The organism is Flavobacterium sp. KMS (assembly GCF_000813005.1).
In the GTDB taxonomy this organism is placed as follows: domain Bacteria; phylum Bacteroidota; class Bacteroidia; order Flavobacteriales; family Flavobacteriaceae; genus Flavobacterium.
Window position 1 is genome coordinate 1 of record NZ_JSYP01000027.1, and the last position, 15,138, is coordinate 15,138.

Consider the following 15,138-nt stretch of genomic DNA (forward strand, 5'->3'; position numbering starts at 1 on the left):
TGATTTATTAAGAGATACAGATTTCGATACACAAGAAGAATTAAAAGAAGAATTATTACAATATTTATATTATTATAATCATGAAAGACCACATCAAGGAATTGACGGAAAAAAACCAATCGAAATGATTAATCCGTTACCGAAATAAGTAACCTTTACAGAAATGACAATATTGCGTTTAATTCTTTGCTTCTTTAAAACAATTTGCTAGAAAAGAGCTTAACTTAATGACATTGAGCTCGCGTTAGCATTGGCTCGGCAACAGATTGCCAACAAAAATAACATGCTATAACATTGCCAACGGTTTTAACCGTTGGAACGCAATACATTATCGTAATCCGTATCACACGGTTGAAACCGTGGGCTATAATAAAAATAGGATAGATTTTTTGTTTTTTTTGATGTACATCAATGTTTTCCTTTTCTTATTTAAACAATTTTGTTCCTTCAAAAATTTAATAATTAATTAAAAATGAACAAAAAGTATTTTAAATACACCAACACTTTATTTGTTATTACTCCTATAGCTCTCATTATGGCGTTTGTGGGGTTTATGCGCAATTATAGCTTTGGAGAAGATTGGCTCTTCAAATTCCTAAAAGCTTGGGGCGTCATAATTCCTGTTGCCTATAGTACCGCTTTTATAATTATTCCAAATGCTAGAAAGCTAGCCCAAAAAACAACATCAAAATGATTACCGAAATAGAAAACGAAAACCCATTAGTATCATTTGGTACAACTAGTCAAGAACGCGTTGAAAATGCAATTAATGAACTTAGGCTCGGAAAAGGAATTTTATTACTAGACGACAAAGACCGCGAGAACGAAGGCGACTTAGTTTATTCAGCCCAACATATGTCAGTCGAAGATATGGCATTAATGATACGCGAATGTAGCGGAATTGTATGCCTTTGCCTCACTAACGAAAAAGCCGATGAATTAGAATTACCTTATATGGTAAAAGAAAACACCAGTCTTTTTCAGACACCGTTTACAGTTACTATAGAAGCTAAAGAGGGAGTTACAACAGGACTTTCGGCTTCAGATAGGATTCAAACCATAAGAACCGCATCTGCAGAAAATGCTAAATCTTCTGACTTAGTAAAACCTGGACATATTTTTCCGCTAAGAGCAAATGATAATGGTGTCCTACAACGCAACGGACATACTGAAGGAAGTGTAGATATAATGAAATTATCTGGTTTAAAACCTGAAGCTGTATTATGCGAATTAATGAATCCTAACGGAACGATGGCAAGACTACCCGAGATTTTATCATTTGCCCAAAAGCATCAATTGGTAGTTTTAACAATAGCAGATATTGTACATTATCGTAAATTTGTTAAAGATTTTATTTAAAACATGAAAGAGCAATTAATCGAATATATAAAAGAGGTATCAACGGTTACAGACGAAGAACTGGAGAAAATAATCAGTTACTTTAATCCTATAGAAGTCGAGAAAAATGAGCTCTTGGTTTTCCCAGGGCAAACCACCCAACGAATGTATTTTATTTGCAATGGTTGCTTGCGTATATTTTTTATAACCGAAGAAGGACAAGAAGCAACACGATACTTAGGGTTCGAAAGTAATTTTGTAACCGCCTTATCTAGCTTTGTGCTAAATGAACCTTCTTTAGAATTTGTTCAGGCATTAGAACCAACAGAATTACTTTATATTTCGCGTCAGGATTTTTATCATTTGCTGGAAATTATACCTAATTGGGGAAGTTTTTACAGGCATTATATGGAAATGGCTTATGTAACAAATACCAAAAGACTCATGTCGTTCTTAACCCAAAATGCAACCGAAAGATACAAGCAATTACTAGACACCAACCCTAAAATCACACAACGTTTGTCTAACAAGATTGTATCTTCCTTTCTTAACGTTTCGCAAGAAACACTAAGCAGGTTAAAATCTAAACCTTAAACATTATTCAATTTTCAAAATACAAAAAGGCAATACTAGTTTCTGGTAATTGCCTTTTTTTGTTTAAATGTGCACCTATATTTTTCATAACTTCGTTTACAATTGCAAAAGCATTCAAACATCAATGAATCAGGATAGTATCGACATATCAAATAATAAAGCCATTAGCCTGCAAATGGTCGAAATTCCTCAAGGTCAGATTACATTGAGAGACGATAGGATTAAACATATCTGGACCGCAAATATTCAGCCTTTCTTAATGGCAAAATACCTTGTAACACAAGATTTATATTTAGAAATCACGCAGGATTCTCCAAGTACTTTTAAAGGAAATAAAACAATGATAAAACTAGAAAAATTCGATAATACCGATTTTGAAAGATTAATAAAATGGGCAGATAATGAAGAAATGTTAGTTCAATTTTCAGGTCCAATTTTTAAATTTCCATTAACAACTGAGCAGTTAGATAATTATCTAAAAGAAGAAAATAGAATTCCTTTTAAAGTAATTGACACCGAATCCAAAGAAGTACTAGGACATGCCGAAATATATCAATCCGAAGATAATTTGGCTAAACTTTGCCGAATACTTATTGGTGATGCAAAATTTAGAGGAAAAGGAATTGGAGAAAAAATAGTTAATCTTCTTGTACAATATTCTTTTGAAGAATTAAATGTAGAGAAAGTAGAACTTAATGTCTACGACTGGAATAAACAGGCAATTAAATGTTATGAGAAATCGGGGTTTGTCATAAATCCAAACAAAATAAGCGAAATCATAGTCCAGGAAGAAGTTTGGATCTCGCTCAATATGATAGTATCTAAAGACAATTGGAAAATAAATTAAAAAAAGAATAATCTTTTTACATCATTTCTGTAACAGAATACATTTTAATCGTCTATTAACTAAATCATAGAATATAAACTAACCATTTATTAAAAAAACCAACCAAATGAAACATTACATAGTAACAATACTAATTTTTTTAACCACATTAACCGTTTTTGGACAAGATATTACAGGACAATGGAATGGTCTTTTAAATGTTCAGGGAAAACAATTAAGAATTGTCTTTAATATCAATAAAGTCGACACTGGTTTTAAATCAACAATGGATAGTCCTGACCAAGGTGCAAAAGATATTCCGGTAACTACAACAACTTTTGAGAACTCAACTTTAAAATTTACCATTGAAAGTGCTAAAATCGAATATGAAGGTATTCTTGGCAAAGACAATAAAATAGTTGGTAGTTTTAAACAAGCAGGTCATGCATTTCCGATGAATTTATCGAGAGAAAAAGTTGAAAAAGAAAAACTGGTACGACCACAAGAACCTACTAAACCATATCCATATTACTCCGAAGATGTAACTTTTAAAAATGAAAAAGCAGGAATAACACTAGCAGGAACACTGACTATACCTAAAAAAGAAGGTGTATTTCCTGTTGTTATTTTAATAAGCGGAAGTGGTGCACAAAACCGTGATGAAGAATTAGCAGGACACAAACCTTTCTTAGTATTATCGGACTTTTTGACCAAAAACGGAATTGCGGTTTTACGATATGATGATAGAGGAACAGCACAATCTACAGGTAGCTTTAAAAATTCAACTTCTTTAGATTTTGCTACAGATGCTCTGGCTGCAGTAAACTATTTGCAAACCAGAAAAGAAATTAACAAACAAAAAATTGGATTAATTGGTCATAGCGAGGGAGGATTAATTGCTCCAATTATTGCTGCAAATTCTAAGAACATCAATTTTATTGTCTTACTCGCTGGCCCTGGACTTCCTGGAAACCAATTACTTTTATTACAGCAAAAATTAATTGCAGAAGCTGCCGGAATGAGTCAAGCCGATATCCTGAAAGCACAAGAAACAAACAAAACAACTTTTAATATTATCGCTAAATCTAAAAGCCCTGAACAATTAAAAACGGATCTAACTGCTTACATAACTCAAGTTTCTAAAAACGATCCTAATAAACCCGCAGCAATGACTGAGGCAGAATACGTTAAAATACTAACAGATAAAATACTAACTCCTTGGATGGTAACTTTTGTAACCTACAATCCAGCACCAACATTAGAGAAAGTAAAATGTGCCGTTTTAGCACTTAATGGAGCAAAAGATTTACAAGTTGCACCAAAAGAAAACCTAACCGCCATAAAAGAAGCCCTTTTAAAAGGAGGAAATAAAAATATAACAACCAAAGAATTACCAAACCTGAATCATTTATTTCAGGAATGTAAAACTGGTTTGCCAACTGAATATGCAACAATAGAACAAACATTTTCTCCAACAGCTATGAACGAAATTCTGGATTGGATAAAAATACAAACGAAATAATTTTTAGATGAAAAATAAATCAGCAGCACAAAATAGCAAACGAAAAATATTCATCAACGGCAGTGTTTGCAACAGTCGTGAAGATTTCTGGAATGCCTACGCAAAAGAAATCGACCCAGAATCGGCTAAACATTTTGGGAAAAACTTAGATGCATTTAATGATGCTATTTCGGCTGCTGGTCCAGGATATCCAGGAGAATGTACTATAGAAATAACAGGAACAGAAAATTTAAATAAAATATTTGGTTTAAAAGATTTTCAATTTATAATCGAATTACTTACAAAGGCGGACTTTGTAGATTTAATTACTCAGAAAAACTAATTACCGATTACATAATACATTTTACAATTAAACAAATGAATAGAATTACCGTTTTTTGTGGATCAAGCTTTGGAAACAAAAAAGAATACGAAACTCAAGCTTTTAAACTTGGACAAACAATGTCCGAAAATAATATCGATTTAGTTTATGGCGGAGCCAAAGTTGGACTTATGGGTGCAGTTGCAGATGGAGTTTTAAATAAAAACGGAAAAGTAATTGGTGTTTTACCAGACTTCTTAATGAAGAAAGAAATTGCACACGATAATTTAACTGAATTAATTATTGTAAAAAGCATGCATGAAAGAAAAACCAAAATGAACGAATTAAGCGATGGCGTAATTGCTTTGCCAGGCGGATTTGGAACTCTGGAAGAGTTTTTTGAGATGCTTACCTGGGCGCAACTTGGTCTTCATAAAAAACCAATCGGGATTTTAAATATTGATGGTTTTTACGATTTGTTATTAGAATTTATACTAAAAATGGTAAATGAAGGTTTCTTAAAAGAGATAAACCAACAAATGATACTCGTAAGTACAGATTCAGAGGATTTGCTCCTTAAAATGAAAAATTACGTGGCTCCAGAAGTTGGTAAATGGATTAAAAAAGGAAATGAATAAATCATTTAAAAATCAAAAAACATGCCTGTAGATAATTTAAATTTAGAAATTCCGAAATTGATTTTTAATGCACACGGAGAATTAATAATCCTACCTTCCCCTACTTCATCCAAAGATGATTTTGATTTTTTTCAGGGAAAATCTAATATTATAAATAAAAAACTAAAATACCGATTTTCGAATTGTACTGAATGGATTGAATTTCCATCAACACAGGAAATGTACAAGATTCTTCAGGGAATTGGTAATATCGATAATTTTCTGGCTGAATTTGATGGTGTTCCTTTTGAAGGAATGACGGTACGATTATTTAATCCCGAAACAAAACTGTGGAGTATTTATTGGTCCGACTCGAATACCGGAGTTTTAGATAAACCCGTAATTGGTTCATTCGAAAAAAAAGTAGGTCATTTCTTTTCAAGAGATATTTATGAAGGAAAAAAAGTAATTCAACTATTTCGTTGGGATGCCAGAGACAAAAACAATCCTATTTGGAGTCAGGCAATGTCTGCCGATAATGGAGAATCTTGGGAATGGAATTGGTATATGTATATGACCAAAGTGAAATAGAAATCCCAACACAGAATAAACCAACCAATCAAACTCTTTAATACCTAACATGTTAGTCGATTGCTAAAATAATTAAAAATAAATAGCAATTAATTTGCCTATCTACTAATAGGTAGTATATTTGTTAAAAAAAGCGATGACAACAAGAGAAGCAATCATAGACAAAGCAGATCAATTGATAAGAGAAAAAGGGTACAATGCTTTTAGCTTTAAAGATATATCTAATGATATCGGTATAAAAACTGCTTCGATACATTATCATTTCCCTGCAAAATCAGACCTTGGAGTAGCAACAATCAAAGAACATATCGAGAGATATGAAACTTTAAAAGAAAAAGTTGCCAATGAATCTCCCTTAACAAAACTTGAAGCTTTCCTGGCAATACATACTCAAATAAAACAGGAGAACAAAGTCTGTATTGTTGGCTCATTAGCAACAGACTTAAACACTCTCGATGAAACCATAAAATCAGAACTACAAATATTTGCAGCATTAGTTATTAATTGGTTAACCGAAGTCCTAACTGAAGGAAAAGAACTTAAAATATTTGATTTTGAATCTTCACCGAGAACAAAGGCATTGATGATAATAACAAATATGGTTGCAATTGTACAACTGTCAAGACTTACAAACGAGAATGATTTTGTGATTGTAAAAGAGACAATTCTAAAAGAACTAAAATCTAAAAAATAATGAAAAGAGTAGTAATAACAGGATTGGGAGCAGTAACCCCTATTGGCAATAATGTTTCGGAATATTGGCACTCGCTAATCAACGGAGTTAGTGGCGCATCTGAAATAACAAAATTCGACACTACTAATTTCAAAACTAAATTTGCCTGTGAGGTTAAGAATTTTAATCCCGAAAACATTTTTGAGAAAAATGAAATAAGAAAATATGACCTTTTTACTCAATACGCATTATATGCAACAGACGAAGCTATCAAAAATGCAAATATTGATTTTGATTCTTTAAATAAAAACAGAATTGGAGTTATTTGGGGTTCTGGTGATGGTGGCGTTTCAACATTCGAAGAACAAATTGGAGAATATAAATTAGGTAATGGCATACCTAGATTTAGCCCGTTTTTCATTCCAAAGAGGATTATTAACATTGCTTCGGGAGCAATCTCAATTAAATACGGGCTTCGCGGAATTAATTATACCACAGTATCTGCCTGTTCTGCTAGTAATACAGCAATCATTGATGCATTTAATTACATTCGTTGGGGCAAAGCCGATATGATAATTAGTGGTGGCTCTGAAGCTTCTGTCACAGAATCATCTATTGGAGGTTTTAATGCCTCAAAAGCATTATCAACATTAAACGAGGATTGTAGTAAAGCATCACGCCCATTTGATGCAACAAGAAACGGATTTGTTTTGGGTGAAGGTGCTGGTGCCATTATACTAGAAAGCTATGAACATGCATTAAAAAGAAATGCTGTTATTCTTGCCGAAATTGTTGGCGGTGGATTAGCTGGAGATGCTTATCACTTAACAAGTACACACCCAGACGGCGAAGGTGCTATTCTAGGAATGGAACTTGCTCTTGAGGAAGCTCAGATAACATCAGACAAAATCGATTATATAAATGCTCATGCTACCTCAACTCCTACTGGCGACTTGAGTGAACTTAAGGCAATGGAAAAAGTATTTGGAATAAATCCAAATGCCAATATTAGTGCAACAAAATCAATGACTGGACATTTACTTGGCGCAGCAGGAGCAATTGAAGCAATTGCTTGTATAAAAGCTATTCAGGAAAATATTGTTCCTCCAACAATAAATACACAAACGGTAGAACCTGAATTTTTAAATAAGTTTAATTTGACACTCGGTAAAGCACAACCAAGAATAGTTAATTATGCAATGAGCAATACGTTCGGCTTTGGTGGACATATAGCAAGTTCAATATTTAAAAAATTTACAGACTGATTTTAGTAATTAAATCAAAATGCAGCAACCTCGTTTAAGTAATTTAAACGAGGTTTTTCTATATATAGCATTACAATACCAAATCGAAATAAAAATTTCCATAACTTCGTTGGTAATAAAATATATCATCAAACAATAAAATGAAAAACAAATCAAATCCTGTAGTCTATTTTGAGATTCCTGTAACCGATATAGAAAGAGCTATGCAATTTTATACGGCAGTATTTAATTTTGACTTTGAACGTGATACCATTCATGATAACGAAATGGCATTTTTCCCTCTTACCGAAGGCAATAACGGAATCACGGGAGCTTTAGCAAAAGGAGAAATATACAACCCAACGATAAACGGAACACTTATTTATTTTAATACAGAGGATATCGAGGAAACTTTAAATCTCGCATTGCAAAATGGTGCCGAAGTTTTATTTCCAATAACATCAAATGGTGAATATGGTTCTGTAGCAGAATTTAAAGACTGCGAAGGAAATAGAATTGCATTACATATGGCTAATAAATAATATAACAACTTATACAAAACAATACTTTACAATAAAAATGGAAGAATTAAAAGAGAATGAAGTGCCTACACAAAAAATTTATAAAGACCGAGCTATCTGGGTTGGAACATTTTTAGGAGGACCACTTGCAGCTGGATATTTGATAGCTGAGAATTTTAAGGCATTTAATGACACAAAAAAAGCAAAAACAACATGGATAATAGCTATTATAGCCACAATAGCAATATTTGGTGGCGCTTTTTTAATTCCTGAAGATGTAAAAGTCCCAAATCAGATAATCCCTTTAATATATACTGGAATAGCTTTTTATTTCGTACAACATTTTCAGGGACAAAAAATAAATGAACATATAAATTCTGGTGGTTCATTTTTTGGTTGGTGGCGAACAATTGGAATCAGCTTTATTGCCCTTTTAATCACATTTAGTGTTATTATATGTGTAGTGTTATTTACAGAAAATGAACAATTTGATGGAATAACAAAAGAATATGGCGTTATGAAAAACGAAATTGTTTATCAAGATAATATACCCGTAACAGAAGTAGACAAACTAGCAGAAGGCTTTGAAAAAAATGCATTTTTTGAAAATACAACTAAAAAATATGTGTACATAAAAAAGAGTAATTCTACTTATGAAGTTTCTATTCCATGTAATCAAACTATTGAAGACATCCCTGAATCACAAATTCCTTTTGTCCTATTAAGAAGTGAAATGCAAAAAGAATTCCCTAATAACAAAATCGTTTTAAATTTAGTAGTTGATAATCTTGATAATGTTGTAAAACGAATCGAATAATAATTATCGTACTCACTGAATTTAAAGACTGCGAAGGAAACAGGATTGCATTGCATATGACTAATAAATAATTATGTAATTATAGAATTGATTTAACACATAGAAACACAGATTTTATGTGCAAAAAAGGATACAAAAAGAAAAACATTTCTCTCACATAGTAACTAGTTGAGATAATACATTTGAAGGTAGAGATGCACCGCAGTGCATCTAAGATATAGTTACTATGCGGCTGTATATAAAGTGAAACGTCTATTTTTGAGAGTGCTAAATCTATGTTTCTATGTGTTTAAAATAATTGCGCCCAAAGGGTTAATAAAATAAAAACAATCCATTAAAAATGTCTGGAGAAAAAGATTTAGAGAAGTTACTCAAAAGCATGAAACCTAAACACAATGTTGGTGATTATGTTTTTTGTACCGTTAAAAGTCTTGAAAATATAGCTCTCGAAGATATTGTAATGTCATTTACAGAAAGTGAAGGCATTACATTAATCATAAAAAAAGAAATTGCCGATGAACTTAAACTAAGTTATTCGGTTGTAATGTCGTGGATAACGCTAACTGTACATTCATCATTAGAAGCTGTGGGTTTAACTGCCGCTTTCGCGAAAGCGTTATCAGACAATAACATTAGTTGCAATGTTGTAGCTGCATTTTATCACGACCATATCTTTGTAAATAAAAAAGATACAGACAATGCCATTACTATTTTAAATAAATTTTCTGAATAGAATTAATTAGTATTCGATGACAACAGATATCATAGAAATAAACAACTTCGTCGTTTTAATAGAGCAATCAAATGCTGATAAAACGATTATCGAAAAATGTGAAATCGATGGAGATGCTGTTGGCTTTGCTTTCTATGGTTCAGGAAATGTCGAATTGGAAATTACGTATGAAAACAATAGTATAATTATAAACAATACCACAGGAATTGCAATTTCATTTTTTGGAAACAGCAAAGTCGGATTTGCACATAAAATTTCGCCTAATAAACCATTACAATCTATTAGCGTATTTATGAAGATAAAAAATCTTAATATGCTGCCAGAACGTGAAAGCGAAATCTTCTCTGAGTATTTACAACAACTCCTTAATCCCGAAGCCAATTTTGTAGAAGGTCCTAGTTTTTATATGTCACCCGATATGCAAAATGCAGTTCAAAAAATATTTAATACCCAATACAAAGGAGACACAAGATTAATGTTTCTTAAAAGCCAGATAACCGAATTACTGGCACATTTCTTTGCACATCTTGCTACCGAAAAAGAAAAAACCACCAACAAAATTGACCGTGATAAACTTTTTCACGCAAAAGAAATCATGACCCAAAATATTGCTACTCCACCCTCATTAAGTGAGTTATCTAAGCAAATTGGTCTTAACAACAACAAACTCAAAAAGAATTTTAAAGAACTTTTTGGTATTCCTGTATTTAAATACCTTCAGGAACAACGACTAAATAAAGCGCATGAATTATTAAGCAATACCGACAAGAACATTCAGGAAACTGCATGGTTTGTGGGATACGAAAGTTTAAGTTCCTTCTCGAATGCTTTCCATAAAAAATTTGGAGTACGACCAAGCGAACTAAAAAAATAATTCTTTTCGAACAAACTTTAATCCTTTTAAAACAAACAACTGATAATCAATAGTTCTAATTTTATTTTGTTAACTAAACATCATAATCATGGAACCATTTATTATCGACACAAAAACTATTGTTTTATTATTTACCACATTATTAACCGGACTTCTGGCTGGGATCTTTTTTACTTGGTCTAATGCTATAACTCCAGGTATTGGCAGGCTTGATGATATTAATTATCTAAGAGCTTTCCAGAACATGAACCGTACTATTGTAAACCCATTATTCTTAGTGATAATTATGGGGCCAGTATTTTTATCTTTTGCTACAGCTTATCTTTATAAATCTAATCATCCTTATATTTTCTGGTTATTACTAATTGCAGCAATACTATATTTTGTAGGCGTATTTCTGGTAACAATTATGGGCAATATTCCGCTAAATAATCTTTTAGACAAAACTGACTTAACCAATATTTCTCTGGAAAATGCCAAAAATTTGAGAGATCAATTTGAACTTAAATGGAATAATCTGCATTTGGTTCGAACCATAACATCAGCACTATCATTCTTCTTATTAATTATAGTGTGTTTGTTTAGAAATAGTAACTTTTAATATTAAAATAAAATGAAAAAAATCAGAGCAATTTTAGTTGGAGCGTTAATCTGGCTATTAATATTTAGTACTTTCGGTATATTAAGTTATCTTCCAAACATTAAAGATTCTGCATTACAACAATTCTTAGTTGTTGCACCATTGGCAATTCCATTTACAATTCTTGGTGCTTATATTTTCTATAAAAACGGAAATAAAACCAACGGATTCATTCTCGGTTTAATTATAGTTACAACTGCTTTAACACTAGATGTACTCATAACTGTACCTTTTACCATAATCCCGAATCAGGGAAATTACCATAGTTTTTTCACTAGTAAATTCCTCTGGATTCTTGTTGCAGAGGTGGTTACTATTGTATACTTTTATTGGAAATTAAAGATTAAAACCAAATTACAAAACATATAATTAGTTTTTAAATCAGTATAAACAATATAAAGTTTAAACAAAATATGCAAACATTAGGGCTTATTGGCGGAATTAGTTGGGTATCTACAGTCGATTATTACAAACTTATTAATGAAGGAATAAATGAAAAATTGGGCGGATTAAACTTTTCTCAATGTATTATTTATTCATTTAATTATGAAGACATCAAAAAAAATAATGATAATAATGATTGGGAGAAAACTTTTCAGATGCTATATGAAGCTTGCAAACATTTAAAATCTTCGGGAGCAACGGCAATTGTATTATGTGCCAACACTATGCATCATATTGCTGATAGACTCGAAAAAGAAATCGGAATCCCACTAATTCATATTGCCACAGTAACAGCCGAAGAAATCGAAAAAACTGGACTAAAAAAAGTGGGATTACTGGGAACTAAATTTACAATGGAACTTGATTTTTTCAAATCTAAACTTACCGATAGAGGTATCGAAACACTTATCCCTAATGATGAAGACAGGGACTTTGTACACATGACAGTTTTTGAAGAATTAGGAAGAGGAATTGTTACTGAAAAAACCAAAAAACGATACCTGGAAATTATTGATAAATTGATACAAAACGGAGCCGAAGGAATCATACTTGGTTGCACCGAAATTCCGCTTGTTATAAAACCCGAAGATGTAACCATCCCAACATTTGATACTGTATTATTACACTCGAAAGCTGCAGTAGCATTTTCATTAAATACATAAAGTTTATCATATAAAGCAGCATAAATAAATGATTAAATAATAAATAATCAAGATGAATATAATCTGTAAGAACTGTAATCAGCATTTTAAAGGACATTATTGTAGTAATTGCGGACAGCCAGCCGAAACTCACAAACTCGATTTCCATTTCCTGATGCATGAAATCCAACACGGATTAATTCATTTTGATAAAGGTATTTTATACTCCGCTAAACAACTTTTTACGCGTCCCGGAAATACCATAAGAGAGTTTATAGAAGGAAAACGAATTAAACATTTTAAACCACTTTCCTTAGTAATTATTCTCGCAACTCTTTATGGAGTTCTTTATCATTACTTTCATATCAACCTAATTGCCGATGCTCCCACAGATAGTGAGACACTATCGATAATTAATCCCAAAGCAGCAAATGAATGGGTCGCGACTCATTTTTCATGGATAACATTAGCAACAATACCATTTTACTCATTGGGAACATATATCGCATTTAGAAAACAAGGATACAACTATATCGAATATTTTATACTCAACACCTTTAAAGCCTCGCAACGACTCTTTGTACATATTGCTTTATTTCCGTTGCTTTATTATTATAATGGAACTCCCAATATAAAAACCATAACCCAAATTCTATATGTTATAGATATCATATTAATTTATTGGACAAATGTTCAATTTTTTAATAAACTCACTAAAACCAAAGCTTTTCTATTATCTGTATTGAGTCACGTAATATTCCTTGTTAGCTCTGTGTTAATTTTATCCATAATTATCACAATTTTAAACAAATTACACAATTAATAACCATATTTCATGTTTAACATTTAAATATTTAACAACCTAAACAAACTTTAAAATAATTCTTAATGAAAGTACTTCTGAAATTTATGTTTCTCTTCCTAATCGTTCTCAACACATCAGCACAACAAGCAAATGGTACAAAACCTGAAGATTCCAAAATGCTTTATGACATTCAGGACGATGTTTTAATTAAAACCAGAGATGGAGCATTAATTTCCGCAATTGTAGTTCGCAAAAAAGGAATAACGACACCACAACCCGTTATTTTACAATTTACAATCTATGTACGCGATCGAGATATTAAAGGTTTAAAAGAAGCCGCAGATAATGGTTATGTTGGAGTTATAGCATATTCAAGAGGGAAAAGATTAAGTCCCGACGAAATATTTCCGTATGAGCATGATGGCAAAGATGCCTATGATGTTATTGACTGGACAAGCAAGCAATCATGGTGTAACGGAAAAATCGGAATGTTTGGCGGTAGCTATAACGGTTTTACACAATGGGCATCGGCAAAAAAATTGCATCCAGCACTTAAAACAATCGTTCCTTATGTTGCCAACAGACCAGGAATGGGATTACCAATGGAAAATAGCGTATTTATAAATCCTAATTACGAATGGGCATTTTATGTAACCAATAATAAAACCTTAGATACAGTTGTAGGATACGACAGGAAACGTTTCCGAACCATGCAGGACAAATGGTGGAATTCAGGTACTGCTTATCACAAAATTGACAGCATTGATGGTACGCCAAATAAATATTTACAAAAATGGTTATTACATCCTGGCTATGACAAATACTGGCAAGATATGGTTCCATATAAAGATGAATTTGCCCAAATAAACATCCCTATTTTATCCATCGATGGTTATTATAACGATTCCCAAATATCTAGTTTATACTATTTAAGAGAGCACGTTAAATACAATAAAAATGCTGAGCATTATCTTGTTATCGGACCTTATGGACATTTTGGTGCTCAAAAAGGTGGAGACCCTACCATAAACGAATATAAAGTTGACCCTATAGCGATTTTTAATACCAAGAAACTAACCTACGAATGGTTTAACTACATTCTTAAAGGTGGTCCTAAACCTGCCGTTTTAAAAGATAAAATAAACTATGAAGTAATGGGTGCTAATGAATGGAGACATGCACCATCATTAGAAAAAATGAGTAACGGTTTTCTTAAATTATATTTAACCAATACCAAATCGAAAGATAAATATCTATTATCAGATAAAAAACCAGCCAAATCTGGGTTCTTACCTCAGGAAGTAGATTTTGCCAACAGAGAAATTAGTAATAATGACTATTACCCAGATCCAATAATTCGTAAAGAACTCGATACTATAAATGGCTATTTTTTTATAAGCGAACCCCTTGATAAACCTATTTTGGTTAATGGTGCTTTTGAAGGCGAAATAAAAGCGCTTATCAACAAAAAAGATATGGATTTAGGTGTAGTATTATATGAATTGATGCCTAACGGCGAATACTTTCACTTATCCTATTTTTTAGGCAGAGCCAGTTATGCAAAAGATATTACAACCAGAAATCTTCTTGTTCCTAACAAAATAGAATCTATCCCGTTTACAAATACCAGATTAGTAAGCAAGCAATTAAGCAAAGGAAGCCGCTTGGTTGTGGTAATAAATGTAAATAAAAATGCTTTCGCCCAACTAAATTATGGAACTGGTAAAGACGTAAGCGATGAAACCATTAAAGATGCCAAAGAACCTCTAAAAATAAAATGGTATAACGATAGTTTTGTCAAAATTCCAATCTGGAAAGATTAGGAAAGATAACCTCTATTTGCTGCCATAGATAATCTATAAATGGGACGCGGATAAAACGGATTTACAAAAGTAAAGACGCAGATTAAAACAGATTAAAAAAATAGAAAAAAATCCGTTTTTATCCGCGTTTTCGC

The 15,138-nt window shown here is 32.2% G+C and carries 19 protein-coding genes; all 19 read left to right on the top strand.

Annotated features, from left to right (window positions below):
- The first annotated feature begins 472 nt into the window (after nt 1-472).
- The 19 genes from OA93_RS21455 to OA93_RS21545 all read left to right on the top strand — a co-directional run bounded on the left by OA93_RS21455 (nt 473) and on the right by OA93_RS21545 (nt 15,004).
- Nucleotides 473-694, top strand: coding sequence for a DUF2798 domain-containing protein (locus OA93_RS21455; protein WP_039116121.1), 222 nt, complete (start codon nt 473-475; stop codon nt 692-694).
- On the top strand, nt 691-1,359 hold the full coding sequence (gene ribB / locus OA93_RS21460; RefSeq protein ID WP_039116123.1) for a 3,4-dihydroxy-2-butanone-4-phosphate synthase: 669 nt from the start codon (nt 691-693) through the stop codon (nt 1,357-1,359). Before OA93_RS21455 ends, ribB begins: the two co-directional genes overlap by 4 nt.
- A 3-nt stretch (nt 1,360-1,362) precedes the next feature.
- The gene (locus OA93_RS21465) at nt 1,363-1,932 is read left to right on the top strand and encodes a Crp/Fnr family transcriptional regulator (RefSeq protein WP_039116125.1); all 570 of its coding nucleotides are present in this window, start codon (nt 1,363-1,365) and stop codon (nt 1,930-1,932) included.
- Nucleotides 1,933-2,056: 124 nt separating this feature from the next.
- Entirely contained in the window at nt 2,057-2,779 is a 723-nt protein-coding gene (locus tag OA93_RS21470) for a GNAT family protein (RefSeq protein WP_052259559.1), read from the top strand.
- Nucleotides 2,780-2,885: 106 nt separating this feature from the next.
- A complete protein-coding gene (locus OA93_RS21475; RefSeq protein ID WP_039116127.1) occupies nt 2,886-4,280 on the top strand; it encodes an alpha/beta hydrolase in 1,395 nt (464 codons plus the stop codon).
- Nucleotides 4,281-4,287: 7 nt separating this feature from the next.
- Nucleotides 4,288-4,602 (top strand): barstar family protein, encoded by a 315-nt coding sequence (locus tag OA93_RS21480; RefSeq protein WP_039116129.1) that lies wholly within the window; start codon nt 4,288-4,290, stop codon nt 4,600-4,602.
- 35 nt (nt 4,603-4,637) lie between these two features.
- Entirely contained in the window at nt 4,638-5,219 is a 582-nt protein-coding gene (locus OA93_RS21485; protein ID WP_039116131.1) for a TIGR00730 family Rossman fold protein, read from the top strand.
- Nucleotides 5,220-5,240: 21 nt separating this feature from the next.
- Complete coding sequence (locus tag OA93_RS25295; RefSeq protein WP_082001861.1) at nt 5,241-5,789, top strand: hypothetical protein; 549 nt, start codon at nt 5,241-5,243, stop codon at nt 5,787-5,789.
- A 136-nt stretch (nt 5,790-5,925) separates the two neighbouring features.
- Nucleotides 5,926-6,483 (top strand): TetR/AcrR family transcriptional regulator, encoded by a 558-nt coding sequence (locus tag OA93_RS21495; protein ID WP_039116132.1) that lies wholly within the window; start codon nt 5,926-5,928, stop codon nt 6,481-6,483.
- Nucleotides 6,483-7,727, top strand: coding sequence for a beta-ketoacyl-ACP synthase II (fabF, locus tag OA93_RS21500; protein ID WP_039116134.1), 1,245 nt, complete (start codon nt 6,483-6,485; stop codon nt 7,725-7,727). Before OA93_RS21495 ends, fabF begins: the two co-directional genes overlap by 1 nt.
- A 140-nt stretch (nt 7,728-7,867) precedes the next feature.
- Nucleotides 7,868-8,248 (top strand): VOC family protein, encoded by a 381-nt coding sequence (locus OA93_RS21505; protein WP_039116135.1) that lies wholly within the window; start codon nt 7,868-7,870, stop codon nt 8,246-8,248.
- 37 nt (nt 8,249-8,285) lie between these two features.
- Nucleotides 8,286-9,044, top strand: coding sequence for a hypothetical protein (locus OA93_RS21510; protein WP_039116137.1), 759 nt, complete (start codon nt 8,286-8,288; stop codon nt 9,042-9,044).
- 340 nt (nt 9,045-9,384) lie between these two features.
- Nucleotides 9,385-9,777, top strand: a complete 393-nt coding sequence (locus OA93_RS21515; RefSeq protein WP_039116141.1) for an ACT domain-containing protein — start codon at nt 9,385-9,387, stop codon at nt 9,775-9,777.
- 16 nt (nt 9,778-9,793) lie between these two features.
- Nucleotides 9,794-10,651 carry an AraC family transcriptional regulator gene (locus tag OA93_RS21520; RefSeq protein WP_039116142.1) on the top strand — a complete coding sequence of 286 codons (858 nt, stop codon included), beginning with the start codon at nt 9,794-9,796 and terminating at the stop codon, nt 10,649-10,651.
- An 88-nt stretch (nt 10,652-10,739) separates the two neighbouring features.
- The gene (locus OA93_RS21525) at nt 10,740-11,252 is read left to right on the top strand and encodes a DUF1772 domain-containing protein (RefSeq protein WP_039116144.1); all 513 of its coding nucleotides are present in this window, start codon (nt 10,740-10,742) and stop codon (nt 11,250-11,252) included.
- Nucleotides 11,253-11,264: 12 nt separating this feature from the next.
- A complete protein-coding gene (locus tag OA93_RS21530) occupies nt 11,265-11,660 on the top strand; it encodes a DUF5367 family protein (protein ID WP_039116145.1) in 396 nt (131 codons plus the stop codon).
- A 44-nt stretch (nt 11,661-11,704) separates the two neighbouring features.
- Complete coding sequence (locus OA93_RS21535) at nt 11,705-12,397, top strand: aspartate/glutamate racemase family protein (RefSeq protein WP_039116147.1); 693 nt, start codon at nt 11,705-11,707, stop codon at nt 12,395-12,397.
- Between the two features lie 52 nt (nt 12,398-12,449).
- Nucleotides 12,450-13,199, top strand: a complete 750-nt coding sequence (locus OA93_RS24285; RefSeq protein ID WP_052259560.1) for a DUF3667 domain-containing protein — start codon at nt 12,450-12,452, stop codon at nt 13,197-13,199.
- Nucleotides 13,200-13,264: 65 nt separating this feature from the next.
- Nucleotides 13,265-15,004, top strand: coding sequence for a CocE/NonD family hydrolase (locus tag OA93_RS21545; protein WP_039116149.1), 1,740 nt, complete (start codon nt 13,265-13,267; stop codon nt 15,002-15,004).
- Nucleotides 15,005-15,138: the final 134 nt, after the last annotated feature.